Origin of the sequence: Salinisphaera hydrothermalis C41B8 (assembly GCF_000732535.1) — a bacterium.
GTDB classification, from domain to species: Bacteria; Pseudomonadota; Gammaproteobacteria; order Nevskiales; family Salinisphaeraceae; genus Salinisphaera; species Salinisphaera hydrothermalis.
In genome coordinates, this window is record NZ_APNK01000011.1 from 83556 (window position 1) to 109899 (window position 26344).

General features: G+C 64.8%; 24 protein-coding genes. 11 read left to right on the forward strand and 13 right to left on the reverse strand.

Features of this window, described 5'->3' with window-relative positions; genetic code table 11:
* Positions 1-103: 103 nt before the first annotated feature.
* Genes C41B8_RS09450 through C41B8_RS09460 form a run of 3 tightly spaced genes read left to right on the forward strand, consistent with a single transcriptional unit; the run spans position 104 to position 4771 of the window.
* Complete coding sequence (locus C41B8_RS09450) at positions 104-1717, forward strand: FAD-binding oxidoreductase (protein WP_037336995.1); 1614 nt, start codon at positions 104-106, stop codon at positions 1715-1717.
* The gene (locus C41B8_RS09455) at positions 1707-3206 is read left to right on the forward strand and encodes a glycerol-3-phosphate dehydrogenase/oxidase (protein WP_037336999.1); all 1500 of its coding nucleotides are present in this window, start codon (positions 1707-1709) and stop codon (positions 3204-3206) included. Before C41B8_RS09450 ends, C41B8_RS09455 begins: the two co-directional genes overlap by 11 nt.
* Complete coding sequence (locus C41B8_RS09460) at positions 3203-4771, forward strand: FGGY-family carbohydrate kinase (protein ID WP_037337001.1); 1569 nt, start codon at positions 3203-3205, stop codon at positions 4769-4771. Before C41B8_RS09455 ends, C41B8_RS09460 begins: the two co-directional genes overlap by 4 nt.
* Here the strand turns inward: C41B8_RS09460 and C41B8_RS09465 are convergent.
* The 6 genes from C41B8_RS09465 to C41B8_RS09490 all read right to left on the reverse strand — a co-directional run bounded on the left by C41B8_RS09465 (position 4727) and on the right by C41B8_RS09490 (position 12495).
* On the reverse strand, positions 4727-6208 hold the full coding sequence (locus C41B8_RS09465; RefSeq protein WP_037337004.1) for a hypothetical protein: 1482 nt from the start codon (positions 6206-6208) through the stop codon (positions 4727-4729). The genes C41B8_RS09460 and C41B8_RS09465 overlap by 45 nt on opposite strands.
* Positions 6205-6942, reverse strand: a complete 738-nt coding sequence (locus C41B8_RS09470) for an SDR family oxidoreductase (protein ID WP_037337006.1) — start codon at positions 6940-6942, stop codon at positions 6205-6207. Before C41B8_RS09470 ends, C41B8_RS09465 begins: the two co-directional genes overlap by 4 nt.
* A complete protein-coding gene (locus C41B8_RS09475; RefSeq protein WP_037337009.1) occupies positions 6939-8264 on the reverse strand; it encodes an FAD-binding oxidoreductase in 1326 nt (441 codons plus the stop codon). The genes C41B8_RS09470 and C41B8_RS09475 overlap by 4 nt, the downstream gene beginning before the upstream one ends.
* Positions 8261-9688 (reverse strand): UbiA family prenyltransferase, encoded by a 1428-nt coding sequence (locus C41B8_RS09480; protein WP_037337011.1) that lies wholly within the window; start codon positions 9686-9688, stop codon positions 8261-8263. The genes C41B8_RS09475 and C41B8_RS09480 overlap by 4 nt, the downstream gene beginning before the upstream one ends.
* Positions 9685-10647 (reverse strand): lysylphosphatidylglycerol synthase transmembrane domain-containing protein, encoded by a 963-nt coding sequence (locus C41B8_RS09485; RefSeq protein WP_051883336.1) that lies wholly within the window; start codon positions 10645-10647, stop codon positions 9685-9687. The genes C41B8_RS09480 and C41B8_RS09485 overlap by 4 nt, the downstream gene beginning before the upstream one ends.
* Positions 10648-10878: 231 nt before the next feature.
* Complete coding sequence (locus C41B8_RS09490; RefSeq protein WP_156962493.1) at positions 10879-12495, reverse strand: long-chain fatty acid--CoA ligase; 1617 nt, start codon at positions 12493-12495, stop codon at positions 10879-10881.
* Positions 12496-12626: 131 nt separating this feature from the next.
* Between C41B8_RS09490 and C41B8_RS09495 the strand changes: the two genes are divergently transcribed.
* Complete coding sequence (locus C41B8_RS09495) at positions 12627-13049, forward strand: hotdog family protein (RefSeq protein WP_037337020.1); 423 nt, start codon at positions 12627-12629, stop codon at positions 13047-13049.
* Entirely contained in the window at positions 13046-13483 is a 438-nt protein-coding gene (locus C41B8_RS09500) for a MaoC/PaaZ C-terminal domain-containing protein (protein ID WP_051883337.1), read from the forward strand. Before C41B8_RS09495 ends, C41B8_RS09500 begins: the two co-directional genes overlap by 4 nt.
* Here C41B8_RS09500 and zapE read toward each other — a convergent pair.
* Positions 13480-14577: a cell division protein ZapE gene (gene zapE / locus C41B8_RS09505; protein ID WP_037337023.1), complete on the reverse strand. Its 1098-nt coding sequence runs from the start codon at positions 14575-14577 to the stop codon at positions 13480-13482. The genes C41B8_RS09500 and zapE overlap by 4 nt on opposite strands.
* A gap of 48 nt (positions 14578-14625) precedes the next feature.
* On the opposite strand from zapE, the gene xerD reads away from it, so the two are divergent.
* Together xerD and C41B8_RS09515 are read left to right on the forward strand one after the other, a co-directional pair.
* On the forward strand, positions 14626-15537 hold the full coding sequence (gene xerD, locus C41B8_RS09510; RefSeq protein ID WP_037337028.1) for a site-specific tyrosine recombinase XerD: 912 nt from the start codon (positions 14626-14628) through the stop codon (positions 15535-15537).
* 14 nt (positions 15538-15551) lie between these two features.
* Positions 15552-16067 carry a class IV adenylate cyclase gene (locus C41B8_RS09515; protein ID WP_037337031.1) on the forward strand — a complete coding sequence of 172 codons (516 nt, stop codon included), beginning with the start codon at positions 15552-15554 and terminating at the stop codon, positions 16065-16067.
* A gap of 7 nt (positions 16068-16074) precedes the next feature.
* On the opposite strand, the gene fdxA is transcribed toward C41B8_RS09515, so the two are convergent.
* Positions 16075-16398, reverse strand: coding sequence for a ferredoxin FdxA (fdxA, locus tag C41B8_RS09520; protein ID WP_037337034.1), 324 nt, complete (start codon positions 16396-16398; stop codon positions 16075-16077).
* Between the two features lie 84 nt (positions 16399-16482).
* The gene (locus C41B8_RS09525; protein WP_232226036.1) at positions 16483-17067 is read right to left on the reverse strand and encodes an NUDIX hydrolase; all 585 of its coding nucleotides are present in this window, start codon (positions 17065-17067) and stop codon (positions 16483-16485) included.
* 167 nt (positions 17068-17234) lie between these two features.
* Between C41B8_RS09525 and ppc the strand changes: the two genes are divergently transcribed.
* The 3 genes from ppc to C41B8_RS09540 all read left to right on the forward strand — a co-directional run bounded on the left by ppc (position 17235) and on the right by C41B8_RS09540 (position 21178).
* Positions 17235-20033 (forward strand): phosphoenolpyruvate carboxylase, encoded by a 2799-nt coding sequence (gene ppc / locus C41B8_RS09530; RefSeq protein WP_037337037.1) that lies wholly within the window; start codon positions 17235-17237, stop codon positions 20031-20033.
* Positions 20034-20035: 2 nt separating this feature from the next.
* The gene (locus C41B8_RS09535) at positions 20036-20572 is read left to right on the forward strand and encodes a hypothetical protein (protein WP_037337040.1); all 537 of its coding nucleotides are present in this window, start codon (positions 20036-20038) and stop codon (positions 20570-20572) included.
* 201 nt (positions 20573-20773) lie between these two features.
* The gene (locus C41B8_RS09540) at positions 20774-21178 is read left to right on the forward strand and encodes a hypothetical protein (protein ID WP_037337043.1); all 405 of its coding nucleotides are present in this window, start codon (positions 20774-20776) and stop codon (positions 21176-21178) included.
* Between the two features lie 73 nt (positions 21179-21251).
* Here the strand turns inward: C41B8_RS09540 and C41B8_RS09545 are convergent, their stop codons facing one another.
* Positions 21252-21452, reverse strand: coding sequence for a SlyX family protein (locus C41B8_RS09545; RefSeq protein ID WP_037337046.1), 201 nt, complete (start codon positions 21450-21452; stop codon positions 21252-21254).
* Positions 21449-21871: an HIT domain-containing protein gene (locus tag C41B8_RS21015; RefSeq protein ID WP_037337050.1), complete on the reverse strand. Its 423-nt coding sequence runs from the start codon at positions 21869-21871 to the stop codon at positions 21449-21451. The genes C41B8_RS09545 and C41B8_RS21015 overlap by 4 nt, the downstream gene beginning before the upstream one ends.
* Before the next feature lie 538 nt (positions 21872-22409).
* Between C41B8_RS21015 and C41B8_RS19605 the strand changes: the two genes are divergently transcribed.
* Positions 22410-23804 (forward strand): hypothetical protein, encoded by a 1395-nt coding sequence (locus C41B8_RS19605; RefSeq protein ID WP_198025136.1) that lies wholly within the window; start codon positions 22410-22412, stop codon positions 23802-23804.
* A 452-nt stretch (positions 23805-24256) separates the two neighbouring features.
* Here C41B8_RS19605 and C41B8_RS09560 read toward each other — a convergent pair whose 3' ends face one another.
* On the reverse strand, positions 24257-24628 hold the full coding sequence (locus C41B8_RS09560; RefSeq protein ID WP_037337052.1) for a hypothetical protein: 372 nt from the start codon (positions 24626-24628) through the stop codon (positions 24257-24259).
* 92 nt (positions 24629-24720) lie between these two features.
* Positions 24721-25824 (reverse strand): tyrosine-type recombinase/integrase, encoded by a 1104-nt coding sequence (locus C41B8_RS09565; protein WP_037337055.1) that lies wholly within the window; start codon positions 25822-25824, stop codon positions 24721-24723.
* Between the last annotated feature and the right edge of the window lie 520 nt (positions 25825-26344).

The following is a 26344-nucleotide window of genomic DNA, read 5'->3' on the forward strand; positions in this document are numbered from 1 at the left end:
AAAAAGCGGGCGCCGGCCCGGCAAGGCCGGTGTGCACGGTCAATCTTTTTGGCCGGCGGGGCTTCTATCATCGAAATCGACGCGGATGTGGGAGTGACGGCGCATGAAGCGATGGAACGGCTGGGGCGACGAGACCATCGATCGGCCGTTGGCCGATTCGGCGCTCGTGTTTCTAGAGCAGCGCCTTGGCGCAGGCGATCGGTCGCCGGATCTGGATTTCGACGAGGCCTGTGCCCGGGTCGGCCCATCGCGGCTGAGCGCGGATGTCATGCTCGACACCAGCGCATCGGCCCGCCTCTGCCACGCGCACGGTCAGAGCCTGCCGGATTGGGTGGCCTTCAGGCGCGACCGGCTCGGTCCGTTTCCGGATGCGGTTGCCCGCCCGGAGTCGCATGCCGACGTGCGCGGCCTGGTGGACAAGGCGCGACGGCTCGGCGCGGTGATCGTGCCCTATGGCGGCGGCACCAGCGTGGTCAGGCATCTGGCGGTCGTGGACGACGGCCGACCGGTGATCAGCGTTGACATGTCGCATCAGAACCGGCTGCTCGATCTTGATACGCACGACCGCATCGCAACCCTCGGCGCGGGCGCGGCGGGGCCCGTACTCGAAGCACAGTTGCGTGCGCACGGTTATACGCTCGGCCATTACCCGCAGTCGTTCGATTATTCCACGCTCGGCGGCTGGCTCGTCACGCGTTCCGCGGGGCAGCAGTCGCGCCGCTACGGACGTATCGAGGACATGCTGCTCGGTGCCCGCGTAGTGGCACCGGGTGCCAATCTCGTCATCGGCGGGCAGGTCGCCTCGGCGGCCGGGCCCGATCTGCGTCAGATACTGCTGGGCTCGGAAGGACGGCTGGGCCTGGTGACCGAGGCGGATATGCATGTCCGCCCGGTGCCGGCCTGCGAAGCGTTTCACGTACTGTTCTTTGCCGACTGGACCGCCGCCGAAGCAGCCGCCCGAGGCATCGCCCAGTCCGGCATCGATGTCTCGATGGTACGGCTGTCGAACGCCGAGGAAACCGATGTCCAGCTGCGCCTGGTCGGGCATGAATCGGCCATTGCCTGGCTGCGTCGATACATCGGTTGGCGCGGGCTCGGCGATCGGCCGTGCATGATGACGCTCGGCGTGACGGCCGACGATCGACGCACGGCGCGCCGGATCACGGGGGCGGCGTTGTCGATCGCCCGACAAGCCGGCGGGATCTCCACCGGCACCCGGCTCGGCACGGTCTGGGCGGCCAATCGGTTCGCCGGCGCCTATGCCCGTAACGCATTGTGGGACGCAGGCTATGCCGTCGATACCATGGAAACGGCAGTGTGCTGGTCCGCAACCGCTCCCACGATGAACGCGATGCAGCGTGCCGCCCACGACGCACTGGCCGGTTTCGACGAGCGCGCGCTGGTGTTCTCGCATCTGTCGCACGTATACGCGGCCGGCAGCAGTGTCTATATGACTGTCATCTGGCGCCGTGCCGCCGACCCGGAACAGGATCTGGCGCATTGGCGCGCGCTGAAGGCTGCGGTGAGCCGCGCCATCGTCGACGCCGGCGGCACGATCAGCCATCAGCACGGCGTTGGCCGCGATCACGCACCGTATCTGGCGGTCGAGAAGAGCGACGCCGGGCTGGCGATGATCGCGAGTGTATTCGATGCGATCGACCCCGAGCGCATGATGAACCCGCACAAACTGTTGCCGGAGGCCGGCGATGTGGGCTGAGGGCTGGCGGAACCGCTTTCAGCAAGCCTGTCGTGATCGCGTCGATGTGCTGGTGATCGGCGGCGGCATCACGGGCGCCGGGGTCGCGCTCGAGGCCGCCCACGCGGGCCTGTCGGTTGCACTGATCGAACAGCGCGACTTCGCCTCCGGGGCGTCGAGCTGGTCGTCCAAGCTCGTGCACGGCGGGCTGCGTTATCTGGCGAGCGACTGGCGGCTGACGCGTGAATCGGTGCGTGAACGCGAGCGCTTGCTGCGGGACGCGCCAGATCTCGTCTCGCCGCTGGCCTTCATGCTGCCGGTTTATCGCGGCGCTTCGCCCGGGCACGCCAAGCTCCGGGTCGGGCTGGCAGCCTACGATGGTCTGGCCGGGCGGCGCGACGCCCATTATCTGCGCCGCGACGAATTCCGGCGGCACATGCCGTATCTTGCCGCCGAGCGTCTGCGCGGTGGTTTCGTCTATCGCGACGCGCTCACCGACGATGCCCGCCTGGTGCTGCGCGTGCTCGGCTCGGCGATACAGCACGGCGCGCGGGCGGCGAATTACGTCGAGGCACAGACGCTGCTCTGGGCGGAAAATCGGGTGGCCGGAGCCCGCGTGCTCGATCATGTCACCGGCGATTATTTCGATATCCCGGCGCGCTGTGTGGTCAATGCCACCGGCGCCTGGAGCGATCGGATTCGGGCCGGCGTGGGGGGCAGCGAGAGCCTGCGGCCTCTGCGCGGCTCGCATTTCGTGTTCCCGTTTCATGTCCTGCCGGTCGCGCGTGCGATCTCGTTTCCGCACCCGGACGATCGACGCCCGGTGTTCGCGATCCCGTGGCGGGGCGCCGCGATATTCGGCACCACCGATCTCGATCACGTCGAGCCGCTCGATTCACCGCGCATGGCCGCTGTCGAATCCGAGTATCTGCTGGCCGCGCTGCACCGTTATTTTCCGACCCTGGGCATCCGGGGCCGCCAGGCGCTGTCGAGCTTCGCCGGCGTGCGCCCTGTGATCGGCTCCGGTGCGGCGCGGGCCTCCGATGAATCGCGCGAATCGGCCATCGTGAGCGAACAGGGGCTGATCAGCGTCACCGGCGGCAAGCTCACCACGTTTCGCCCGGTGGCACGCCAGGTTCGCGAGCGGATCGCGGCCGCGCTCGGCCGGCCCGACGATGACGGCGCGCCGGCGCCGCTGACTGTGCCTCGGCGCGCGATTGCGCCGCGCTGTCGCACGGACGAACGGATCGGTGCCACCGACTATCGATGGGCGGACTTGCCCTGCATTCTGGCCGACGAAGCCGTGGTGCATCTCGACGACCTCATGCTGCGCCGGACGCGCCTCGGGCTGCTGCTGGCCGAGGGCGGGCGCGACGTGCTCGATCGGATCGCACCGCTGTGTCGCGACGCGCTGGGCTGGGATGCCGAGCGCTGGCGCACGGAGCGCGCGCGTTACGAATGGATCTGGCAGCACAGTCATGCACCCATTGAACCTGGGCCACGGTCATGACGGGGCGCGACCGGATTCTGACCATCGATGTCGGCACGCAGAGCGTGCGGGCGCTGGTGTTCGATCGCCATGGCCGGCTCGACGCGCGTATTCAGAAGCCGATCGAGCCGCCGTATCATGCGCCGCAGCCCAGCTTTGCCGAACAGGATCCGGAACTGTTCTGGCAGACTTTGATTGCCGCGTGTCGAGCGCTCTGGGCCGCGCATCCGGATCTGGCCGCGCGCATCGCCGGCCTGGCGCTGACCACCCAGCGGGCGACCAGTGTGTTCCTCGACGCCGACGATCGGCCGATCGGCCCGGCCATATCCTGGCTCGACCGGCGTCGCGCCGAGCGCGTGCCCGGGCTGCCGTGGCATCTGCGCTGGGCCGCCACGCTGGTCGGGGCACGGCCGGTACTCGATCGCCTGCAACGGCGCGCGCCGTCCAACTGGCTGGCGGATGCCGCGCCCGAAAGCCATCGACGCGTCGCCCGCGCCGGTCTGTTGTCGGCGTTTCTCGTGCATCGCATGACCGGCGCCTGGCGCGACGCCACCGGAGCCCAGGTCGGGTATCTGCCGTTCGACTATAAGCACCGCGGCTGGGCGGCACCGGGCGACTGGCGCTGGCGTGCCTTGTCGCTGGCGCCGGAACAGATGCCGGAATTGACGGAATCGGGGCAGGCGCTGGGGGAGCTGACGCCGGATGCCGCCGAGGCCATCGGCCTGGGTCCCGGGCGGGTGCTTCATGCCGCCGGCGCGGACAAAGCATGCGAAGTACTCGGCACCGGTGCGATCTCGCCGGAGACCGCCTGTGTATCGCTCGGCACCACGGCGACGGTGGATACCTGCCGGCATGGTTATCACGAGGTGGAGCGTTTCCTGCCGGCCTATCCGGCTGCCATGCCCGGCGCCTACACCAACGAGATCCAGATCGATCGTGGCTTCTGGCTGGTGTCGTGGTTCAAGCAGGAATTCGCGGCCGATACGCGCTGGCAGGCCGCGGCCAACGGCCGGCCGGCGGAAGCCCTGCTTGATGAGGCCATCGCGCCCATCGCCCCCGGCAGCGACGGCCTGATCGTGATGCCGACCTGGTCGGCCGGGGCCCGCAGCCCGGGCCCGGAGGCGCGCGGCGCGATCGTGGGCTTCACCGAGGTGCATACGCGGGCTCATGTCTATCGGGCGATTCTGGAAGGGCTCGCCTATGGCCTGCGGGCCGGTCGCGAGACGATCGAGCGTCGAACCCGCACGCCGATCACGCGCCTGCGTGTGGCCGGGGGCGGGTCGCAATCGGACCAGGCGATGCAGATTCTGGCCGATGTCTTCGATCTCGCGGCGGAACGGGTGCATACCTATGAAGCCAGCGGCCTCGGGGCCGCGATCAACGCCGCGGTCGGGCTCGGCTGGTATGACGATCACCGTGCGGCGACGGCAGCGATGGTACATGCCGGCCGTCGCTTCGAGCCGAGGCCCGATGCCGTGGCGCGCTATGACGTCATCCATCGCCGCATCTACAGCCCGCTCTACGGCGACCTGCGTCCCACGCTACGACGTCTGCAGTCGGTGTTCGCGCCGCCTGTGGATGGCTGACAGGGCACGCTGCATGGCCACCACGCCAAGAATCGCGATCAGCGGATTGAGCGCGAAGCGAAAGCGCTGGTTTTCGTCGATCTCGAACATGTTGCCGATGACGCTCACGTACATGACGTTGAGCCAGATGAAGATCAGCGTGGCGTCGAGGTTCGATACCCGTCGTCGCCAGGCGCAGCGCAACAACACGCCCAGCCCGAACAGGACGCAGACGATATAGACGAGGGCGATGAAAATACCGATGGTCGCCGGCTTGAGATCGAATCTTGGATTGTCGGGATAGACCGGCTGACCGCCGATCACCTTGGCATAGACCCAGGCCCAGGGCTGGATGGCGTCACGGTTGGCCTTGAGAAACGGATAATCGCTGGACGGCCGCCAGAACATCAGCCAGGCCACGCCGACCGAATGTAGATACACGCCGGGATGCGTGCGGATGGCGACCAGCGCGTCGTGGCGCGCCATGCCCGAGATCTTTGCGTAGGGTAGATAGTTGAAGTTCACGTGCCCGGTGGTCTTGCGCTTGTTATCGAGCACGGCGATGCCGGTATGCGGAATCTGCACCACGGTGCCTTCATAGGCCTCGGGAATATCGTAGGCCTTGTCGTCCAGGGCCAGCGGCGTCATGCGGCCGCTCGCGACCAGGCGTTCGCGTTCGGCATGATCCAGTTCCAGCGTGCTGAGCTTGGCCAGGCTCATGCCCATCCAGTCCGAGGTCGAGAATTCGCCGATGACGGCCACGTTCTTGGCGTACAGCGTCAAAATCAGCAAGAACGGCAGGGCAGCCGCCACGAGCACGGCACGACGATGGCCCGGCAGTACGAGGGCCGCGTAGGCGACGAGGACCACGAACCACTCGATCTGGAACAACGAGCGGGTGTAGATGAGAATCGCCATCGCGCCGAACAGGGCAAGCGCGCGCGGCATACTGAAATCACGCCGACAGGCATCGAACAACCAAACGATGACCACGAGCAGCAGCAGCACGATGACCGTGTAGTACGGCAGGCTTTCATAGAGCATCAGCGCCGGCGAGCACATGAACAGGCCCGCCACGATGACGGCGGGCCCGACGCGCGTGCCGACACGGCGTAGCAGCGCATAAAGCACGAGCACGGAGCCCAGCGCCATCAGGGCAAAAATGACGCGGAAGATCGCGGCGGTAACGAAATCGCCGCCGCCGACGGCGGCCGAAATCTTGACCACGATGCCGAGCAGCAGGTTGTACAGCGGTGGCTGGCCAGGCATATAGAGCAGGCTGGCCAGCAGATCGTGCTGCAAAAGCACGGGGTCGAGGATCTGCCAGGACGTCCCCATCGGCGACAGATCGAAGCGCACGCCGGCGATGTAGGCCGCCACGCGCGAGACCAGATAAAGCGCGATCAGCCCGCCCACGGCCCATCGGTCGGCGGCGATGCCGGCCCGCCGCGCGGTCATAGCTGGGTGCGGTGGAAGATCGTCCGAGGCACGGCCTTGATGATCGTCATGATCACGCGCCAGAAGCCGGGGGTGTAGACCACCGCGCGTCGTCCGTCGATGGCCTTGACGATATCGCCGCCGACCTTGTCCGCGCTTGCGAACAGCGGCCCCTTGTCGAGGTCGGCGGTCATCGGCGTATCGACCAGACCGGGACGAATGGTGAGCACGCTCACGCCGCTGCCGTGCAGGCGATGCCGCAAGCCGTCGAGAAACGCGTTCACGCCGGCCTTGGCGCTGCCATAAACATAGTTGCTGGCGCGCCCGCGATCGCCGGCTACCGAGGAGATCACTGCGATCTGGCCCGCCCCCTGACGCTCCAGCCGGTTGGCGACATCGGTCACCAGCGCCACCACGCTCACCGCGTTGGTATGCCAGGCGGCGACCGCCGCCGCCGGGTCGGCGGCACAAGCGGCCTGATCGGGCAGGGTGCCGTAGGCGATAAAGACGGTGTCGATCCCGCCCAGATCGGCTTCGGCGGCATCCAGCATGGCGGCATGGGCGCCAAGGTCGTCGGCATCCATGGCATGAACCGTTGCGCGCGACGCGCCGCGGATCGACAGGTCGCGGGCGATCGGTTCCAGCTTGTCGCGATTGCGGGCCACCAGAAACAGGGCATCGCCGCGTGCGGCGAAGCGACGGGCCGCGGCTTCGGCGATGGCCGAGGTCGCGCCCACGATGAGAATACGGTTCATGCGGTGTCTCCCGTCACACGAAGCCAGAAATCAGAAGAAAAACCGGGATCGACATAGCCCGCGAACTCGCGCCAGCGCGGAAAGTACTGCTGAAAGGCCGCGGCCGACATCCGGGCGTCCTTGGCCGGGTAGACCGCGCCGCCGGCGGCCATGACCACCTCGTCCAGCGAATCGAGCAGGCGTCGTGTCGAGTCTCCGCGATTCGGAAAATCCAGTGCCAGCGTGGTGCCGGGCCGCGGGAACGACAGCAGGCCCGGTGACGGTACGTCGCCGAACACCTTGAGCACGGATAGGAATGAACCCTGGCCCGAGGCGCCGATACGCTCCAGCAACTCGGTGATCGAGGCTTCGGCGTCGCCCGGCGGCACCACGCACTGGTATTGATAGAAGCCGGCCGGCCCGTAGGCACGGTTCCAGTTGCGAATGCCGTCCAGCGGATAGAAATACGGCTGGTAGTGCTGTGCGGCCCGGAAGCGTCGACGGCGCTTGCGATGAAAATACAGTGTATTGAGCGGGGTGAGCGTGGCCGGGTTCATCAACGAAAACGGCGGCGTGAGCGCGAAGTTCGGTCCGGGCCGGGGCCCGGCGGCATTGGGCTGTCCCATCGCCGGGCGATGATTGGCGCGCATGAACCAGCCGCGCCCCAGCTTCGATCCGGTCGCGCTGCAATCGACCCAGGCGACGGTGTATTCGTAATCGGGTTCCGAGGCGGCGGACAATTCGAAGAAGGCCCGCAGGTTGTCGAAGCGATGCGTATCGACATCCATGAATGCGCCGCCGACGCGCTTGAGCTGCAGGCGGACGCGCGTAATCAAGCCGGTCAGGCCGAGCCCGCCGATGGTGGCGGCGAACCAGTCGTGATTCGTGGTCGGGCTGCAGACGCGCGTGCTGCCGTCGCTCGTCGCGAGATCGAAGTCCAGCACGTGCCGGCCGAAGGTCCCGGCCATGTGATGATTCTTACCGTGCACATCGTTGGCGATGGCGCCGCCGACGGTCACATACTGCGTGCCCGGGGTCACCGGCACGAACCAGCCGTGGGGCACGGCCAAACGCAGGATATCGGCCAATAGCACGCCCGGCTCGCATTCCAGTACCCCGGTGTCGAGATCGAAGGCGAGGAAATGATCCAGGCCGCGGGTATCGATCAGGGTACCGTCGTTGTTGATCACCACATCGCCGTAGCTGCGGCCGTTACCGTACGGCAATACCGGTCGATCATCCGGCGACGGCAACGGCGTACGCCCGGAAACCGGCCGGGTTACGCGTGCCGGGCTGCTGACGGGGATGCGGCCCCAGGAAGGGTGAGAGCCCGTCCGACTCATAGCGCCGCCGCGATTACGATGACCACGCCCAGCAGAATACAGATCCGGCTGCCGGTATCACGCGCCGCGAATACGATTGGATCGTCGGTCATCTCGCGGCGCATGGTCTTCAACCAGATGCGGCTGATCCAGTACAGCACCACCGGGCACAACAGCCAGATGTATACCGGGTGCAGATAATGATTGGTGATATCCGGGCTGTTGATGTACAGCGCCAGGATGACCACGCTCGCGTACCCGGCGGCCGTGCCCAGGCTTCTGAGTGCTTCGATGTCGGAGGCAGCATACCCGCGGCCGCCGCCGCTGGTCTGGCCCGACTGGACCAGAATCAGCTCGGCACAGCGCTTGGCCATGGCCAGGCTCAGGAATAGCGACATCGACAGCGCCAGCAGCCAGAACGACAACGGGATGCCGGTGGCCGCGCCGCCGGCGATCAGCCGCAGCGTGTACAAGATGGCGAGCGTGAGGACATCGATCAGGGCCAGACGCTTCAGCCCCATCGAGTAGGCCAGCGTCACGATGTAGTAGATGGCCAGCACCGCGCCAAAAAGCGGCGGCAGGAATACGGAGATCACGGCTGCGATGAGCAGCAACACGGGGATCGCGGCTACCCCGTGGGCCACGGGTAATGTACCGCTGGCGAACGGGCGATGTCGTTTGTTCGGATGCCGCCGATCGTCGGCCAGGTCGACCAGGTCGTTAAGCAGATAGACGCTCGAGGCCAGCACGCCATAGGCGATGAACGCCAGAATGCCGGCGACCAGCGTCCCGCCGTTGAGGAGCTCATGGCTGGCGAGCAGTGGTACGAAGATAAGTAGGTTCTTCGACCACTGGTACAGCCGCATGGCCTTGACCCAAGTGCGGATACCGGCCTGCGGTCGTTCGATGCGACGGCCGACGCGGGTTTCGCTGCTGGCCCAGCGGTCGGTCGCCGGTTTGGCGCCGACCAGGATCGTTTCACGGGCGGCGGCCCAGATCGCGCGGTCGTCGTCGTGGTCGGCCGCATAGTCGAACGGGGCATCGCCGAGCAGCTCGCGGATCGCGGCCAGCTTGTCCTCGCCCGAGAGATTGGTCCGGCTATCGCTGGCCAGCACATCGTCAAACAGATCGAGATGCGCGGCGACCTGGTCCGCATAGCGATGATTGGCGGCGGTGGCCAGAACGATACGCCGGCCGGCTCGTTTTTCTTCGGTAAGAAAGTCTACCAGCTCGCGGTTATAAGGCAGGTGAGCGACGTCGAGTCGGGCTCGCGAGGCGATCTCGTCCTTCAGCGTGGCCTTGCCACGTTTGAGCCAGCCCGGCATGCGCAGGAGATGGTGCGGGCGTTCGCGCGCCAGGGCGAACGCTGACTCGATCAGCAGATCGGTCTGCACCAGCGTGCCGTCGAGATCGACGACGAGCGCGATGTCGCGGGCCTCACTCATGAGATTTCTTCCTGTCCGGTTTGTACGGGGTGACGGCGATGATCGAGCTCGAGTACGCCCAGGCAGAACAGCCCCAACACCACGGCGAACCAGAGCGTCGCGATGCGCGCGATCAGCGTCACGCTTAATGCGGTACCGGCGGCCATGCCGGAGAGCTTGAGCAGCAGCGCCATGGCGGCTTCCGTACTGCCGAGCCCGCCCGGCACGAACGACAACGCGCCGATCAGCATGCTGGTGGCATAGATGCCAATGGCCAACGGCAGGGCGATTGTGAGCCCGAGCTTGTCGGCAATGAGATAAACCGAGACGCCCTCCGCCGCCCAGGCCAGACAGCCGAGCGCCATGCCGCCCAGTAGCGGTTTCCACGATAGCAGGACGAAGGCCCGTTCCCAGGCGTGCACGAAGACATGCAGCACACGGGCCGGCATTGTCTGCGGATTCTCGACCCGTCGTTGGGCGGCCTTGAGCAGAGAGCGGCGATGCATCACCCACAGCATGGCCACGATCACGGCCAGCGGCGCCAGCACCCAGTACACGTAGCCGGTGAAGGAGACGATCGCCAGCAGGGACAAGACGAGGATCGACAACAGATCGAGCAGCCGCTCGGCGAACATGGCGGCCACGCTATGGGCGAAGGGCACCTGCCGACGCGCCAGATAGACCGCCCGCACGCCTTCGCCGGCCTTGCCCGGGGTTGTGGTGAGGGCGAAACCCGAGACGTAAATCAACAGATGACGGCCGATCGGCAGGCGATGACCGAGCCAGCGCAGATAACCGTGCCAGCGCGCGAAGCGCAGACTGTAATTGAACAGCGACAGACACAGAATGCTGATCCAGCCGACCCAGTCGAGCCGATGCATGGCAGCCCAGGTGCGCTGACCGTCGATCCCGGCGATCAGGGTGAAGTACAGCAGTGCCGCGATCAGCAGCGATACGACAACCGTGGTCAGGCGCGGCAAGACATCACTCTCGGTCGAAATGAATAGTCGCCGGGGCCACCTGGGGCGCCCGGCGTTTTAGGCTATCGCAATCGACACGGCCGCGCGTCCGGCGAATCCCTCATGACCGGTTGCATTGGACGCAGCGCTACGCGGTGCAATAGCGTGCTTAGGTTGGGCCGGCATGCCTGTCTGGCAAGTGAATGGGCGCGCGCCGGAAGTACCGCGAACGATGCCGGTTCATTTCGTGTATCAACCGGGCTTGTCGTGGCCGAGCTGAGCCCGCAGATCGCGCTTGCTGAACTTGCCGGTTGCCGTGCGCGGTATCCCGTCTACCACGACGAAATCGTCCGGCACCATCCATTTCGGCATGCGTTCGAGCAGAAACTCGCGCAGTGTCTCCGGGGTGACGTCGGCGCCCTCGCGCGGCACGACCGCGGCCAGCGGCCGTTCGCCCCAGCGTTCGTCGGTGCGTGCGATCACGGCGGCTTCGGCGATATCCGGATGGCCCATAAGCTCGTTTTCCAGGTGGACCGAAGAAATCCATTCGCCGCCGGACTTGATGACGTCCTTGGTGCGATCGGTGATATCGATGTAACCGTGGGCATCGATGGTCGCGATATCGCCGGTGCGCAGCCAGCCGTCGGCCGTGAATTTCTCTTCGCTGTTGTCCAGGCGGTAATAGCTGCCCGCGATCCACGGCCCGCGGATCTGCAACTCGCCCATGGACTCGCCGTCGCGCGGCGCGATGTGCCCGTCGGCGTCGACGATCCGGATATCAACTAGCGGCACGGTCGTGCCCACCGTCGCGCGCTTGGCGTACTGTGCGTCCCGGTCCATCGCCTGAATGGCCGGCTTGAGCCGGCCGGTGGTGCCGAGCGGCGAGGTTTCGGTCATGCCCCAAGCCTGCATGACGGTCAGCCCGTGATCGTCGAAGCGGCGCAGCATCGATTCCGGTGCGGCCGAGCCGCCGACGATCATATGCAGGTCCGAACGCAGAGCCCAGCGCTCGGGTTCGGCATCCAGCGCCTTGAGAATGGCCATCCAGATCGTCGGCACGCCCGCGGAGATATTCACGTCTTCGGCCACGTACAGATCCAGAAGGCTTTCGGCGTCCAGATGCGGCCCGGGAAACACCTGCTTGGCGCCGATCATCGTCGCCATATAGGGCAGGCCCCAGGCGTTGACGTGGAACATCGGCACTACGGGCAGCACGGTGTCGTTGTACGACAGATCGAGATTATCCGGCAGCGCGCCAGTGAGCGCGTGCAGCACGGTCGAGCGATGCGAATAGGTCACGCCCTTCGGCCGGCCCGTGGTGCCCGAGGTGTAGCACATGCCGCAGGCGTCGTACTCGCTCTTGTCGGGATAGGTGAAATCGTCCGGGGCACCGGCGAGGAACGTCTCGTAGTCGAGCAGGTCGTCCGGAACCGGTTCGCCGGACAAAGGCACCACGATGACACGCTCGACGTCGATCGCGTCGGCGAACTGGCGATACAGCGGCAGCAGCACGTCGTCGACGATCAGGATACGGTCTTCGGCGTGGTTGATAATCCAGGCGATATCCTCGGGCGCCAGGCGGAGATTCACCATGTGGCAGACGCCGCCCATGGCCGGGATGCCGAAATAGGCCTCGAGATGGGCATAGTGATTCCACGACAGCGTCGCCACGCGATCGCCGGCCTGTACCCCGGCTTCGAGCAGGGCCGCCGCCAGCTGCTTGGCACGCGCCACCATGTCGGCATAGGTATAGCGATGGCGCGATTTGTCGGGACGCTGGCTCACGATCTCGACATCGCCGAACTCGGTCGTGGCCCGCTCCAGCAAATGGTCGAGCAGCAACGGGCGGTCCATCATCGTCGATAGCACGGGCGCATCTCCTTGCGCGAACGTTATTGATTCGGGCCAGCGTGGGGCGCGGTCGGCTGCATCGTCTACGCGCCTTTCGGCGCATGCCATCCGATCGTGGCATGCTCGCGATCTGGAGGTGATGAGGCGGCATGCGTTACTGGGAAGATCTGGCCGTGGGCGAGACGCATCGCTACGGCCGATACGAGTTGACCGAAAAAGAGCACGCCGACTTTGTGTCGCGGTTCGCGGTGCCGGCCGTGGTCGGCGCCGACGCAGACGCTGTGCCCGGCTACTGGCTATGCTGCATCGCCATGCGGTTGCTGGTCGACCACGCGCTGACCGACATGGCCTCGCTCGGTTCGCCCGGCGTGGATCGCATCGACTGGCCCACCGCGGCGCGGATCGGCGACGTGCTGACGTTGTCGACCGAGCTGTTATCGGCACGGGTGCTGGAGAGCCGCCCCGAGATGGGGCTGATCAAGCAGACCATGACCTTGGAGAATCAGCGCGGCGACGCCGTGGCCCGGATGTGGACCAACGCCCTGGTCGCGCGTCGGGAGACCGCGTCATGATCGCCTTCGACGATCTGATGCCGGGCCAGGTGGTGGTCCTCGGGCCCACCGGCGCCAGCCGCGACGAGGTGCTGGCCTTCGCGCGGGCGTACGATCCGCAGCCGTTTCACCTGAGCGACGAAGCCGCCAGCCAGACCTATTTCGGCCGCTTGTCTGCGTCGGGCTGGCACACGGGCGCGCTGATGCTCGACTTGCTCATCAATAATCCCGACTGGCCGCTGGCCTGTCGCGGGTGCCATGAGATTCGCGATCTGCGCTGGCGTGCGCCGGTCTATCCCGACGATCGCCTGTCGGCCCGCGTGACGGTCATCGACTGCGACGTGCCGGAGGCGCAAGGCGCCGGCCGCGTCACGCTGGACCTGCTGCTCAGTAATCAGGACGACGCCACGGTGGCTCAGATGACGGCCGTACTCGCGGTGGCGCGGCGTATCTAGCTTCGATGCGCCGCGCCGATGTATTCGGCGGTGCTCATCTCGTGTAGTCGGCTCGCCGTGCGCTCGAATTCGAAGGTCAACTCCGAGCCGTCATAGAGATCGTCGGGGCCTGCCTCGGCGGTCACGAACACGTTGACGCGCCGATCGTAGAATTCGTCGATCGCGTTGATGAAACGCCGCGCGGCGTTGTCGTCGGCATCGCCGAATACGGGTACGCCGGAGATCATGATCACGCTGAACTCGCGGGCCAGCTCGATGTAGTCGTTGGCCGAGCGCGGCGTGCGACAGAGCGTATCGAAGTCGAACCAGGCGATGGCATCGGCACGACGGCGCGTGGGCAGCTTGCGGCCGAGAATCTTGACGTTGCCATTCTCGCGAATCGCGCCCGTGGCCAGGCGCTCGAAATAGCGCGCCAGCACGGCGTCGGCCTCGTCGCCCGGCGGCATCTGATAGGTCGCCGATTCCTCGATGTGGTCGAGGCGGAAGTCGGTGCCGTCGGCCAGATGCATGATCCGGCAGTTCTGCTTCAGCCGCTCGATTGCCGGCAGGAAGCGGTCACGCTTCAGGCCGCCCTTGTACAAATCGGCGGGGTCGACGTTGGAGGTCGCCACGAGCGTCACGTTGCGGGCGAACAGCTCCTCGGTGAGTCGCGACAGAATCATCGCATCGGCGATGTCGGAGACGAAGAACTCGTCGAAACAGAGCACACGATCAGCGGCCCATTCCGCGGCGATCTTCTTCAATGGATCGCTCTGGTTCGCATAGCGCTTGCGAGCCTCGTGCACCTTCTGCATGAAGCGATGGAAATGCAGCCGGGTTTTTTCCTCGAACGGCAGGGCGTCGAAGAAGCAATCCATGAGATAGGTCTTGCCGCGGCCCACGCCGCCCCAGAGATACAGCCCCTCCACCTGAGGGCGCTCTTTCTTGCGGCCGAACAGGCCGCGGCTGACGGTGGGGTTGTCCAGCAGTCGTTCGTAGATCGACTGCAGCGCATCGACGGCTTGTTCCTGGGCCGGATCGCGGATGAATTCCGGATCCTGGAGATCGGTCTCGTAGCGCTGACGAGGGCTCGGTGCGCGTACGGTATCGTCCATCGGGCAAGGGGGCTGGCTAAATCAATCGGCGGATTATACGCTCGCGCCATGGCAGCCATCGACGCCGTGAACGCGGCCACCGCCGACGTCATCGAACGTTTTCTCGACGGTCTGTGGGCCGAACGCGGGCTGGCGGAGGCCACACTGGCCGCGTATCGCAACGACCTGGCGCGCTTCGGCCAGTGGCAGGCGGCCCGCGGCGGCCTGCTTGCGGCCACCGCCAGCGATGTCCAGGCTTATCTCGCCGATCGCAATACGCCCGGATCGAGCCCGCGCAGCGCGGCGCGATGCCTGTCGAGTCTGCGCCAGTTCTATCGTTATCAGAAGCGCGCCGGGGCGATCGAGCGCGACCCCACGGCGCTGATCGACATGCCGGCCCAGGGCCGGCGCCTGCCCAGGACGCTCACCGAGCGCGACGTGGAGGCACTGATCCGCGCGCCCGATACCGACACCGATCTCGGCCTGCGTGACCGTGCGATGCTGGAACTGATGTACGCGGCCGGGCTGCGGGTCTCCGAACTGGTGTCGGCCACGCGCGCCCAGGTGAACACGCGCCAGGGCGTGATCCGGGTGACCGGCAAGGGTGGGCGCGAGCGCCTCGTGCCGCTCGGCGGGGCGGCGGTGGACTGGGTGGAGCGTTATCTGGCGCAGGCGCGATCCACGCTATTGGGCGGCGCGGTCTCGGATGCCTTGTTCGTCACCGCCCGCGGCGGCGGCATGACCCGGCAGAACGTCTGGCATCGAATCCGCGCGCACGCGATCGCCGCCGGCATCACAGCGCATGTCTCGCCGCACGGGCTACGCCATGCGTTCGCCACGCATCTGCTCAACCACGGCGCGGATCTGCGGGCGGTTCAGATGCTGCTCGGCCATGCCGATCTGTCGACCACGCAGATCTACACGCACGTTGCGCGGGCGCGGCTCAAGGCGTTGCATGCCGATCATCATCCGCGCGGCTGACAGAGACAGTGGCTATGGCGAGAAATATCGAGATTAAGGCCGTGTGCCGGGACCGGGCGGCGCTACAGGCTCGGATCGAGGCGTTGGCCGGCGCACCCACGGCCGATCTGCGACAGGACGACAGCTTCTTCGTCTGCGCGGCCGGGCGGCTCAAGCTGCGCGATTTCGGCAACGGACACGGGGAGCTGATCGCCTATGAACGACCGGACACCCCCGAACCGAGCCTGTCGTCGTATACGCGCAGCGAAACCGAGGACCCGGCCGGGCTACGCGCGACGCTCACGCGAGCGCTCGGCTGCTGGGTGCGGGTGGTCAAGACACGGCAGCTCTATATGGCCGGGCGCACGCGCATTCATCTCGACCGGGTCGAAGGACTCGGCGATTTCGTGGAACTCGAGGTTGTGCTGGAGGCAGAAGAGCGGCCGGCCGACGGCCAGCGCGAAGCCGAGCGGCTCATGGGCCAACTCGGCATCGAAGCGCATGATCTATGCGTGAACGCCTACGCGGACATGCTCGCCGCGGACGGCTGAGCGCGAATCAACGCTCAAGCAGTTCCCGCTTGTTGGGCTTGTCGGCCCATTCGTCGGCGTCTTCCGGCGGTTTCTTGACCTCAGTGATCACCGGCCACTCGGCCGCGAGTTCCGCATTCAATTGCAGGAAATCGGCCTGGTCCTCGGGCAAGTCATCTTCCGAGACGATGGCTTCGACCGGGCACTCCGGCTCGCAGAGCGTGCAGTCGATGCACTCCTCCGGATCGATGGCCAGGAAGTTCGGGCCTTCATGGAAACAATCCACCGGGCAGACTTCCACGCAGTCGGTGTATTTGCACTTGATGCAGTTTTCGGTGACAACGAAGGTCATGGTCAGCCTCGTCGCTGGAGCTGTCGAAGAATCGGATTGGGCGGCAGTTTACCAGCTGGCCGCGCCAGCGGTACTACGTGAAGTTCAGTCGCGCGGTTCGCGATCCAGCGCCATGGCGCGCCAGTCCTGCGAGCCGAGCGATTCCACCCGCACGCCGAAATCGCCCGTCCGGCGACTGGCGAAATAGCGTTCGAGCGTGCGGTGAATGGTCGGAAACGCCAGCTGCGGCCAGTCGATCTCATCTTCGGCGAGAAAGGTCACTTCGCTGCTTTCCAGGCCGGGCGCATAGTCTTCGCCGATCATATCGGCGATGAAAAAGATATGGATCTGGCCGATGTGGGTGACGTCGATCATGTTGAACAGACGTGGCTCGCGAACCGTCACGCCCGCTTCCTCGAGTGTTTCACGGGCGGCGCCATCGGCGCTGGTTTCGCCCAGCTCGAGAAACCCGGCCGGCAGCGTCCAGAAATGCCGCCGCGGTTCGATGGCGCGCCGGCACATCAGAATTCGGCCCTCGCGCTCGACGATGGTGCCGACCACATTGCGTGGATTGTCGTAGAAGATCTCCCCGGTGGCGGTGCAGATATTGCGCCGGCGGTCGTCGCCCTCGGGAATACGAAACTCCGTCGGGGCACCGCAGTTCGGGCAGAAATTCATGGGCTCGGGCATGGCAGGCATCGCGTTTGGGGCCGTGATCGATCGTCGCCGGGCCGTGCCGGCGCACTCATGCTACATGAGACCCGGTCCGGGAGCCGCGACAATGGTGCAGTGCGGCAGGCGCGGCGAACGCTGATATGCTCAGGCGACAAGCAAACCGAATCAGACTAGCCAGACGAATGAATCCAGCGATCAACGAAAAGCATCCCGCCGCCGGCGACGCCGACCTCGCCGAAGCCGACCGCGAGCTTCGCGCTCAGGTGCGTCGCGCCGGCTCGCTGCTGGGCGATGTGCTCCAGTCGCAGGCGCGCTCGGAAGTGTTCGATACGGTGGAAACGCTGCGGCGGGGGTTCATCTCGCTGCGCGAGGCCGAGGACGAACAACAGCGCGCGAAGCTGATGTCGATGATCGACTCGCTGCCGGCGGAGACCATGACCGAGGTCACGCGCGCCTTCGCCATCTATTTCAATCTGGCCAACCTGCTCGAAGAACTGCACGCGCATCGCACGCGTCGGCGCTTGGCCGCGGATGGCGATCCGCGCTGGCTGGGCTCGTTCAATCGGACCTTCTCCGACATGGCATCCCGCGGCGTCTCGCTGGATGATGCGATGAAGCAGTTGAAGGATCTGTCCTTCATCCCGGTGTTCACGGCGCACCCGACCGAGGCCAAGCCGCGGGCGGTGCTGGATGCGCTGCGCCGGATCTTCGAGTGGTTCCACGAACTCACCTTCGGCAATCCCGACGAGATCCAGCGCACCGAGATCGAAGAACATATCCGCCAGAACATCCAGGTGTTGTGGAAGACCGAGGAACTGCGCGGTTCGCGGCCCACGGTCGAGGACGAGATCCGCAACGGGCTGTACTACTTCCGTGCGTCGCTGTTTTCGAGCGTGCCGCAGATCTATCGCAATCTGGAAAAAGCGATCGAGAACAACTACGGCAAGCGGGTCGATGCGCCGCCGGTCCTGGCGTTCGGTTCGTGGATCGGCGGCGACCGCGATGGCAATCCCTACGTTACCGCCCGCGAGACCCGCTATGCGCTGCGCCTGCAGTCGCGCGAGATTCTGTCGGAATATCTGCGTCGCATCGACGAGCTGTCGAGCCGGCTGCCGTTCTCGGCCCGCTGGTGCAAGCCGAGCGCGGAATTCATGGCCGGGCTGGAAGACGACGAGCAGCGGATTGCCGCGCATACCGGCACGCGCCCCGAGCGCTACGCCGCCGAGCCGTATCGGCGCAAGCTGTATCTGATGCGTCGGCGTCTGTCGGCGATGGTCGATCAGATCCAGACCGAGCTGCGTCTGCGCGCGGAGCGCAGCGAGCGCCCGCCGCTGGCTTATACCTCGGCCGACGAGCTGGTCGACGATATCCGCATCATGCGCGAATCGCTGGTCGGTCACGGCGACGAGGCCATCGCCAACGACCGCATCAAGGACTGGCAGCGCCTGGTCGAGACCTTCGGCTTTCATCTGGCCCGACTCGATCTGCGCGAAGAATCGACCCGGCATACCCAGTGTGTCCAGGAGCTGATGGCCGCGTTCAAGATCACGGACGACTACGCCTCGCTGGACGAGGCGGGGCGCGTCGAGATTCTCAATCGCGAGCTCGCTCGCGAACACCCGCCCCAGCTCGGGCGGCTGGATGTGTCGTCGGAAGTCGAGGACACGCTCGAAAGTCTGGCCGTGGTGCGCGAATTCACGCGCACGCTCGGCAATGCGGCGTTCGGCAGCTATGTCATCTCGATGACGCACAGCGCGTCCGACGTGCTGGCGCTGGTCTGGCTGATGCGTGTGACCGGCGTCTACGAGCCGGGCAGCGACATGGCGCCGCCGCTGGCGATCGCGCCCTTGTTCGAGACCGTGCCCGACCTCGAACATATCGAGCCGGTGCTCGACAAGCTGCTGGAAAACCCGCACTACCGCGCCTTCGTCGAGGCCGGGGCCAGCGATCACACGTTGCGACAGGAAGTCATGCTCGGCTATTCCGACTCCTGCAAGGACGGCGGCATAATGACCTCGCGCTGGCAGCTCTATCGGGCCCAGCAGGAAGCGGTCGCGCTGTGCGAGCGCCACGGCGTGGACTGCGTGCTGTTCCATGGCCGCGGGGGCACGGTCGGTCGCGGCGGCGGCCCGACCCATCAGGCGATCATGTCGCAGCCGCCGGGCACCGTGCGTTCGAAGATCAAGTTCACCGAGCAGGGTGAAATGATCTTCGCCAAGTACAGTAATCCGGAAACCGCCGTGCACGAGCTCACGCTCGGCGTGACCGGCACGCTCAAGGCCAGCGGCACGCGGCCCTCGGATGCCGATTTCTCCGACATGGCGTCGAAGCTGTCCGACCGGGGAGAGCGCTTCTATCGCAATCTGACCGAGAACACGGAAGGCTTTTTCGACTACTTCCAGGCGGCCACGCCGACCGCGGAGATCGGCGCCCTGAACATCGGCTCGCGTCCGGGCTCACGCCCGTCCAAGGCCAAGCTGGATAAATCGTCGATCCGCGCGATCTCCTGGGTGTTCGCCTGGGCGCAGTCGCGGCATACGCTGCCCGGGTGGCTCGGTCTCGGCACCGCGTTGACCGAGGGCGGGGTCGACAACGAATCGTTGCAGATGCTGTACCGCGAATGGCCGTACTTCCGGACCATCATCGATAACGTGCAGATGTCGCTGGCCAAGGCCGATATGACCATCGCCTCGGAATACGCCCAGCTCGCGGCCGGGCAAGGGCATATCTTCGAGGCCATTCATGCCGAATACGATCGCGCCGTGACCGGCATTCTCGGCATCACCGGCGAGCACGGCCTGCTGGATGACGATCCGGTGCTGCGGACCTCGCTGGATCGCCGGCGCCCGTATCTGGATCCGCTCAACCATATCCAGATCGCCGCGCTCACGCGCTATCGCGAAGCCGGCGACCGGATCTGGCTCGACCCCGTGCTGCGGTCGATCAACGCGATCGCCGCCGGCATGCGCAATACGGGGTAACCATGCGCGATCGACTCTTTCGGGTCGTTCTTCTGGCCGGTCTGCTTGTATTCGCCGCTCTGCCGGCGGCGAATGCACAGACCGGCAGCTCGGCCTCCAACGCAACGGGCAGCGAGCGGCCGCTGTATCTGGATATCGTCGGCACGTCCACCAGTCAGGCGATATTGCCGGACGACCTGATCGAGGCCATGGCCCGCGAAGTGCTGTCGCAGTCCGGGCAGGCCGTGCTGAGTGTCGATGACGATAACCTGCCGGCCGGCGTGCGTGTGCTGCGGATCATGGTGCTCGTCAGCGAAACCCAGGACAGCACGGGCGCCACGATCGCCGCCGCGGCCACCACGAGCCTGTTGCGCACGCCGGCCGAAGACTCGGGCGACGCGAGCACGCGCTCGTTTTATCAGGGCATGCAGCAGGAGATGGCGACCGGCCCGGACGAAGACAGCGCCGAGACCGCACTGCGCGCCCGGTTCAAGACCGAGCTGCAGGCACGTATTCGGGCCGCCATCTCCGCCGGGAGCGCCCATGCGACGCCGCAATAGCCGGTCATGCGCGGGCCCGGCCGGTCGCATGACGATACCCGCGGCCGATAGCACGACGGCCGTCGTGAGCCGGCAGCACGTGCGGCCGAGTGCGGCGCAAATGCGGGCCGCTTCTGAATAATCGTTGTCGGGTACAGCGTTCGACGCCGGGCCGGTCGCTGTTATCCTCTGGGCCATCAATCATAGCGACAGGACCCAGCGATGGCCGATACCAACATGCCCGAAATCAAGCTCGACGCCGAGAACATGTATCGGGAAGAATCCTTCTCCGATCTCAAGGTCGGCAGCATCCGGAAGCTCATTCCGGTGACGGCCAACGGCGACGACGACGATTCGCGCGAAGTGCGCTACGAGGGCTCGGCCAGCTTGATGACGCCGGCCGGTAGTCTGCCCTTGTCGTTCGATCTCGAAGCCGATGATCTGGCCGGCGCGATCGACAAGTTCCCGGAAGCCGTGAACGCGGCCGCCGAACGGGCGATCGACGAACTCAAGGAAATGCAGCGCCAGCAGAGTCAGAAGATCCAGGTGCCGGGCCAGGGCGGCGGTTATGGTGGCGGCCAGGGTGGCTTCGGCGGCGGCCAGGGCGGCGGTCGCATCCAGTTCTAAGCGCGACCGCGTACGTACCGGCCGGCTTCTGGTGAGCCGGTCGGTCGGTTTTCGTCTGTCGTCGACGCGATGATCAGTAGTGGGGCGGCGTCTCGTCGGTCGCTGCCTCGGGCTCGCCTTCGGCCAGCCGCTGGACGCGTTCCTCCAACTGGCGACAGCGCTCGGCTAAGCGCTCGATTTCTCGCGATTGCGCGAACAGCTGCTGGCTGAGCTGTTCGATCGCATCGTCCTGATAGGCGATGCGCACTTCGAGTTCACTATGCGCGTCGCTCATGCGTCGTGCTCCGTAACCAGCCGCAGGTCGCGCGCGAGCGCGCTGCGCAGCCCGCTGACGCTGGTGGCATCGTAGCCGATGTCGTGTTCCGGCAGCTGCCCCCAGACCGGACCGGGCCAGCATGCGTCGGTTTTTTGCCGCGCGATGATATGAATATGCATCTGGGCCACCTGGTTGCCGAGCGTGGCCACGTTCATCTTGTCGGCATCGAACCAGTCCGCCGCCCAGCCGCACAAGGCCCGAATCTGTTCGTTGACCCGTTGGCATTCGGCATCGTCGAGCTCGTGCCAGTCCTGGGCGTCGGTATCCGGTACCAGAATCAGCCAGCCCACGGCCGCGTGGCGATGCAACAACACGGTCGCGCGTTCCAGGGTGCCAAGGTGATGGCAGTCGGCAAGCAGCCGATCGTCGATCTTCATCTGCGGGCGTCCAGCGGTAACAGAGCCGCGTTCGGCCGCGGCGGATTGAGCAGGCATACAGACAGCCAATTGATTTGCGAGCGAAATGGATCGAGCGTTCAGACAACGGAAAGGCGCCGAGATTCCATTCGATGCCGGTTTTCTACCCGTTCGCCTCGCTCGAGTCCGATAACGACGCGCGTGTGCGCTAAGGTACGCCAACGTCGCAATTGCACGGCCGATGCCCTGCCTCGCAGGAGCGGGGCCTCGTGCGGCCACAAGTATAAGGGGGATTCGGATGGTGCCGGGGCGGCTACCACAATCGTCTAATAAAACTCTGTCTGTACATAAAAAAAATAATATCGTATCGAGAAAGTACCCCCAAAAGTACCCCCGGCGATCGGCGCCCGAGTATTGATAGAGATAGTTCACGGCGCGAGCATAAATCGCTTTAGCGGCTGAATAAAGCTTGCATTGTACGTGCGCCGCAGGCCAGCGTTCGGCGCGAGCGCGCCATCCTGTGCAGGCGGGCGAGACGTGCAGCGCATGGGAGGAGCGCATGGCTAACGGCGACGACGTTTCGCGTGAGCGGCTATTCGAACTGGTCTGGAGCAAGCCGACCACGCAAGTCGCGAAAGAGCTTCGCATTAGCGATACGGCCGTTAAGAAACGCTGCCGGAAGCTACAAGTTCCTAAGCCGCCGCCGGGATACTGGCGACGTATCGAAACCGGCGAGGAGCCGCGTAGGCCGCCTCTGCCTGCGATGCTGGAGCAAGCGACGCGCGAGCCAGAGCACACTCGCACTAAGCCGGTCGGTACATATCTATCACCAAGGCGGCGCGAGCTATTCCTGAAGGCCGCAGAAATGGTGAGTTACCCCGCGGATGCCAAGCCATACGCTTTGCGTAACGACTACCTCACAACGATCGAGCCGCAATTCGCAGCCTCCGTGATCTTGGTCGTGCAACGTGACGGCGAGCGGTTGCAGTTCGGACCACGCCCGACTGGCGCGCAGAGCACAGCGGCCGCGAGCACGGGACATGAACTCATCGAACGCTTGCTGCCGCTGGCGGGCGACGTGGTCGTGGTCTTCGAAGAGGCTGGCCGGTCGCCGTGGAGCAGGGAAGCTCGCACGATCGTCGTTCGGGTGACCGACGACCTCAAGAAAGAAATAGGCACGATGGCTGAATTGGTGCGGACGCATCACCTCGAGCATGTCGCTCGCAACCTGCACGCCTGTGAACACGTCCCGCGATTCCACGTGGCGGGTGATCCGCTACACGGGCAACTGGGCACCGCGCGTTTGCACGTTTCGCCTTCTGCGCTGTGGGTTGAGGTCTATACCCATGCGTGGGGCGATGCGAGTGGTTACAGCCGTCCGAGCGTTGTGAGTGAGGCCATGCCGCTGCATGAGTTCGTGCCAGAAAACGAACGCGTTGCGCGGCAAAAAGAGCTTCCACCCGTCATGCCGCGCGGCCGGCTGTCATCAAACCATGATCAGGCCGCGCGACGGCTGGCCCAGGCCGAAGAGATGTACGAAACGCTCGTCTCGGGCTGGCATTCAACGGGCGATCTCCTGGCGTCTGCGAGCGAGCGCGAGGCTTGCCTGACGCTATGGATGGGCGAAGGCCAGCGCCGTGCAGTTCAGGCGGGCCTGGACGTGTTCGAAGCGATCGATGAGCAAGTCGAGTACTGGGAACAGCGCCTCGAATTAGCACGGCAACGTATGGCGCAGAAGATACTGGGCATATGCGTCGGCGACGTGGTCTGTAGTGCCGGTCGGCGTGGGATGATCAAGCTTCTCGCAAGCAGGATTTCCGGCGGGATGCACGATGACGGTTTCCTTGCTGTGATTCACGGTACGCGCTTTCGCAAGGACGGGACGCTAGGCAAGCGAGACGATACCCTCTACGTCAGGGTTGGCTTCGCGAAAGACGAATCGAGCGCGTGGTAGGCCGCGAGGGAGCCCGGCACGCGCCGCGTCGGCTCATACGCCGGCAGCACGAGGCTGCGGAGAGAAAGTCCGGACGTGCACGAAGGACGAGGCTGGCGATTTCCTTGCCGGTATTCTTGATGCAAGCGCCTCAAATTCTCGTCTCCGGCGATGATCGAGATTGTCTTCGACGGTAGTCATTGCGCTGCGGCCAATGGTTGGACTTGACCACTTTTTCTCTGCGAGGCGCCGCCGAGACGCATGCCGTTGCTCGCACCACGAGCAACTCCTTGGTCTGAACGTCCGAAACGACGGTAGCAACCGGATGGCAGTCTAATTGAGCGTGAGGCAGCGTATCAGCACGAGATAAAACGGTTGCAAGTCAGGCAAAGCCCGCGTGTCGCGGCAGTGTGTCTTTCAGGACAGAATACAGCCGCCGCTTATTGCAAGTCGTGAACCGAGCCCGCCCTGTGCTAGAGCTCGATGAATGGTTCTTCATCGTGGTTCGGATCATTCCAGGCGCGTGAGTACCGCACAAGGTGCCCGCGGGGCGCCATCTCTTTTTGTAGCCGGCGTGCCAAGCGCACGCCCGCCGCGTTGAAATCACACCAATCGAGATTCATCGGCTCCAATACATCGTCTGGAAGCGCTGCCATATAGCGCCGCGCCCAGTTGCAGAAGTCTGAGAACAGGGCATCGGACATGTCTTCGCTACCGATATTCTCTTCCATAAGTGACAACTGATTGCCACCAACACCCCCGAGCCGCTCAGAATTATCCTTGCGCCATAGGAACTCGCCGACGCCGCAGTCGGCCATTACGGTATAGACAGAGCGATTGCGCATTACGGTGATCCTGTCGAAACGACTCGAGCCGGTGCTTGGGCTTCCAGCGGGCAGAAATCGGGGAGCTGCTCGACTGAGCATATCCCACGCAGCTAAAACGACTCCATCTCGCTTTCCAGCCACGCCTCGAAGAAATTCCGTAAACGTGCCTTGTCCTGGCTATCGCGCGATGAACTGCGTTGGAGCGATTCCATGATGCTGCCTTGCCGCGAGCTTGGGACTTCGCCGTAGCTATTGAATGTCGTCATCACTTTTTCATGGCCCAGATTCTGGCTCCATGCCTTGAATTCCTCCGGCGAGTTACAGACCTGTTCGCCAAGCCGGACGAGCGTATTTCGAAAGCTGTGTGGGTTGAAGTAAGGCATGTCCACCGCTTCGAACGCTCGTTTGAAGATCGTGCGGATTGGATTCGCCGATTGCCACGGCTCGGGTTTGACGCCACAGGGGGTGAACGCATGCGTGTGCCCGTTGACGACTTTGGTGGCCGGAAAGAGTGGGTCATCGAGACCCCAACGCTTTCTTTCGCGGAGATACGTGATCCAATTCGCCACGATTTGCTCGAATGGCCCACCTACAGGAAAGAAATAGCTGGTGAATGACTTGCTGAACTTGGTTCGGACCTCGCGCGCATCTTGATAAACACGTCTTGTGTGCACATCGACGTGGCGGAGCTTGAGCGAGGCAGTAGCGCCGTCACGCATGCCGGTGAGGATCGTCCACGCGATCACTGCTTGATCGCGCCGTTCGGTCTCCGATTCGTTAGGCATGTTCGTTACTGCATGCCGGACTTGCTCTAGGGTGGGGATAGGCGTCTCGCGTTTTGCGCGCGCGACCCGAGATTCTTTTTCCGACAGATTGAAGTAATCCGAGTCGCTGTAATTGAGCTTCGACTTGTACCCCGGCTGGCCGGCAAGCCAGTGGAAGAACCGTCGCAGATCGGACAACGTGCCGTGCAGTGTCGATTTGCTGAGCGGCTTCTTGGATTGCCTGCCTCGCTGGCGAGCGAGGTCTTTCTTGAACGCGACGGCATGGTCGGCTCTGAAGCCGGCGAAATCCCGCCATTCAGTGAAAGCTTCGAAGCGGGCCAGTGCTTTCGAAACCTTGTCGACCGTGTCGTCGCTGTACCGCATCGCCTCTTTGAGGTACTCGAAGTATTGATGCTTGATGCGCTCGTTGCGCGCGCTGTAGTCAGCCATGTCTGCTAGCTCCTGTGGTGAGTCACAATCTAAGAGGGGAGAGGCGTACCTGCTTATTCCCTTTCCGTGTCTCGTTCCGCGCCGAAGCGTTTGGCATCTTGTGAGGGCTCTAGCGCGGCTATCGACAGCCCATCGGTACGTTGAATCGAGAGTCGCCGAGAGGCAGCTATGAGCCCGGATTCGCTAACGTGCTTATGGATAACTCGCTCACAGGTCGGGCAAAGGCCGATCAAGCGACCGGCCCGCGTTTCAGCGCCGGGCTCGAAGTCCGCGAATCCGCCCGCTGGTTCTTTCGGTGAACCGCAAGCGACGCAGTAAAGCTCATGGGGCGCGCAAGGCCGCTTATTGGCAGCGCGCTTTCTCTGGTGGAACGCTCGCAGGGCGGCACCGCGAATCATCGTCGGCGTGTACTCGTCGATCGCGGGCAAGCCCTGCTTGAGCCAGTTACGCACGGTATGTAAGCGTCCGGGCGCCCCCTCTGTTTTGAGGCTGTGCGGGTGGTCAAGATACGACCTCACGC

Bases quoted from the DNA above. Each gene is read 5' to 3' on its own strand.
- C41B8_RS09450 (WP_037336995.1), top strand. From the start codon at position 104: ATGAAGCGATGGAACGGCTGGGGCGACGAGACCATCGATCGGCCGTTG.
- C41B8_RS09455 (WP_037336999.1), top strand. From the start codon at position 1,707: ATGTGGGCTGAGGGCTGGCGGAACCGCTTTCAGCAAGCCTGTCGTGAT.
- C41B8_RS09460 (WP_037337001.1), top strand. From the start codon at position 3,203: ATGACGGGGCGCGACCGGATTCTGACCATCGATGTCGGCACGCAGAGC.
- C41B8_RS09465 (WP_037337004.1), bottom strand. From the start codon at position 6,208: ATGACCGCGCGGCGGGCCGGCATCGCCGCCGACCGATGGGCCGTGGGC.
- C41B8_RS09470 (WP_037337006.1), bottom strand. From the start codon at position 6,942: ATGAACCGTATTCTCATCGTGGGCGCGACCTCGGCCATCGCCGAAGCC.
- C41B8_RS09475 (WP_037337009.1), bottom strand. From the start codon at position 8,264: ATGAGTCGGACGGGCTCTCACCCTTCCTGGGGCCGCATCCCCGTCAGC.
- C41B8_RS09480 (WP_037337011.1), bottom strand. From the start codon at position 9,688: ATGAGTGAGGCCCGCGACATCGCGCTCGTCGTCGATCTCGACGGCACG.
- C41B8_RS09495 (WP_037337020.1), top strand. From the start codon at position 12,627: ATGCGTTACTGGGAAGATCTGGCCGTGGGCGAGACGCATCGCTACGGC.
- C41B8_RS09500 (WP_051883337.1), top strand. From the start codon at position 13,046: ATGATCGCCTTCGACGATCTGATGCCGGGCCAGGTGGTGGTCCTCGGG.
- zapE (WP_037337023.1), bottom strand. From the start codon at position 14,577: ATGGACGATACCGTACGCGCACCGAGCCCTCGTCAGCGCTACGAGACC.
- xerD (WP_037337028.1), top strand. From the start codon at position 14,626: ATGGCAGCCATCGACGCCGTGAACGCGGCCACCGCCGACGTCATCGAA.
- C41B8_RS09515 (WP_037337031.1), top strand. From the start codon at position 15,552: ATGGCGAGAAATATCGAGATTAAGGCCGTGTGCCGGGACCGGGCGGCG.
- fdxA (WP_037337034.1), bottom strand. From the start codon at position 16,398: ATGACCTTCGTTGTCACCGAAAACTGCATCAAGTGCAAATACACCGAC.
- C41B8_RS09525 (WP_232226036.1), bottom strand. From the start codon at position 17,067: ATGCCCGAGCCCATGAATTTCTGCCCGAACTGCGGTGCCCCGACGGAG.
- ppc (WP_037337037.1), top strand. From the start codon at position 17,235: ATGAATCCAGCGATCAACGAAAAGCATCCCGCCGCCGGCGACGCCGAC.
- C41B8_RS09535 (WP_037337040.1), top strand. From the start codon at position 20,036: ATGCGCGATCGACTCTTTCGGGTCGTTCTTCTGGCCGGTCTGCTTGTA.
- C41B8_RS09540 (WP_037337043.1), top strand. From the start codon at position 20,774: ATGGCCGATACCAACATGCCCGAAATCAAGCTCGACGCCGAGAACATG.
- C41B8_RS09545 (WP_037337046.1), bottom strand. From the start codon at position 21,452: ATGAGCGACGCGCATAGTGAACTCGAAGTGCGCATCGCCTATCAGGAC.
- C41B8_RS21015 (WP_037337050.1), bottom strand. From the start codon at position 21,871: ATGAAGATCGACGATCGGCTGCTTGCCGACTGCCATCACCTTGGCACC.
- C41B8_RS19605 (WP_198025136.1), top strand. From the start codon at position 22,410: ATGGCTAACGGCGACGACGTTTCGCGTGAGCGGCTATTCGAACTGGTC.
- C41B8_RS09560 (WP_037337052.1), bottom strand. From the start codon at position 24,628: ATGCGCAATCGCTCTGTCTATACCGTAATGGCCGACTGCGGCGTCGGC.
- C41B8_RS09565 (WP_037337055.1), bottom strand. From the start codon at position 25,824: ATGGCTGACTACAGCGCGCGCAACGAGCGCATCAAGCATCAATACTTC.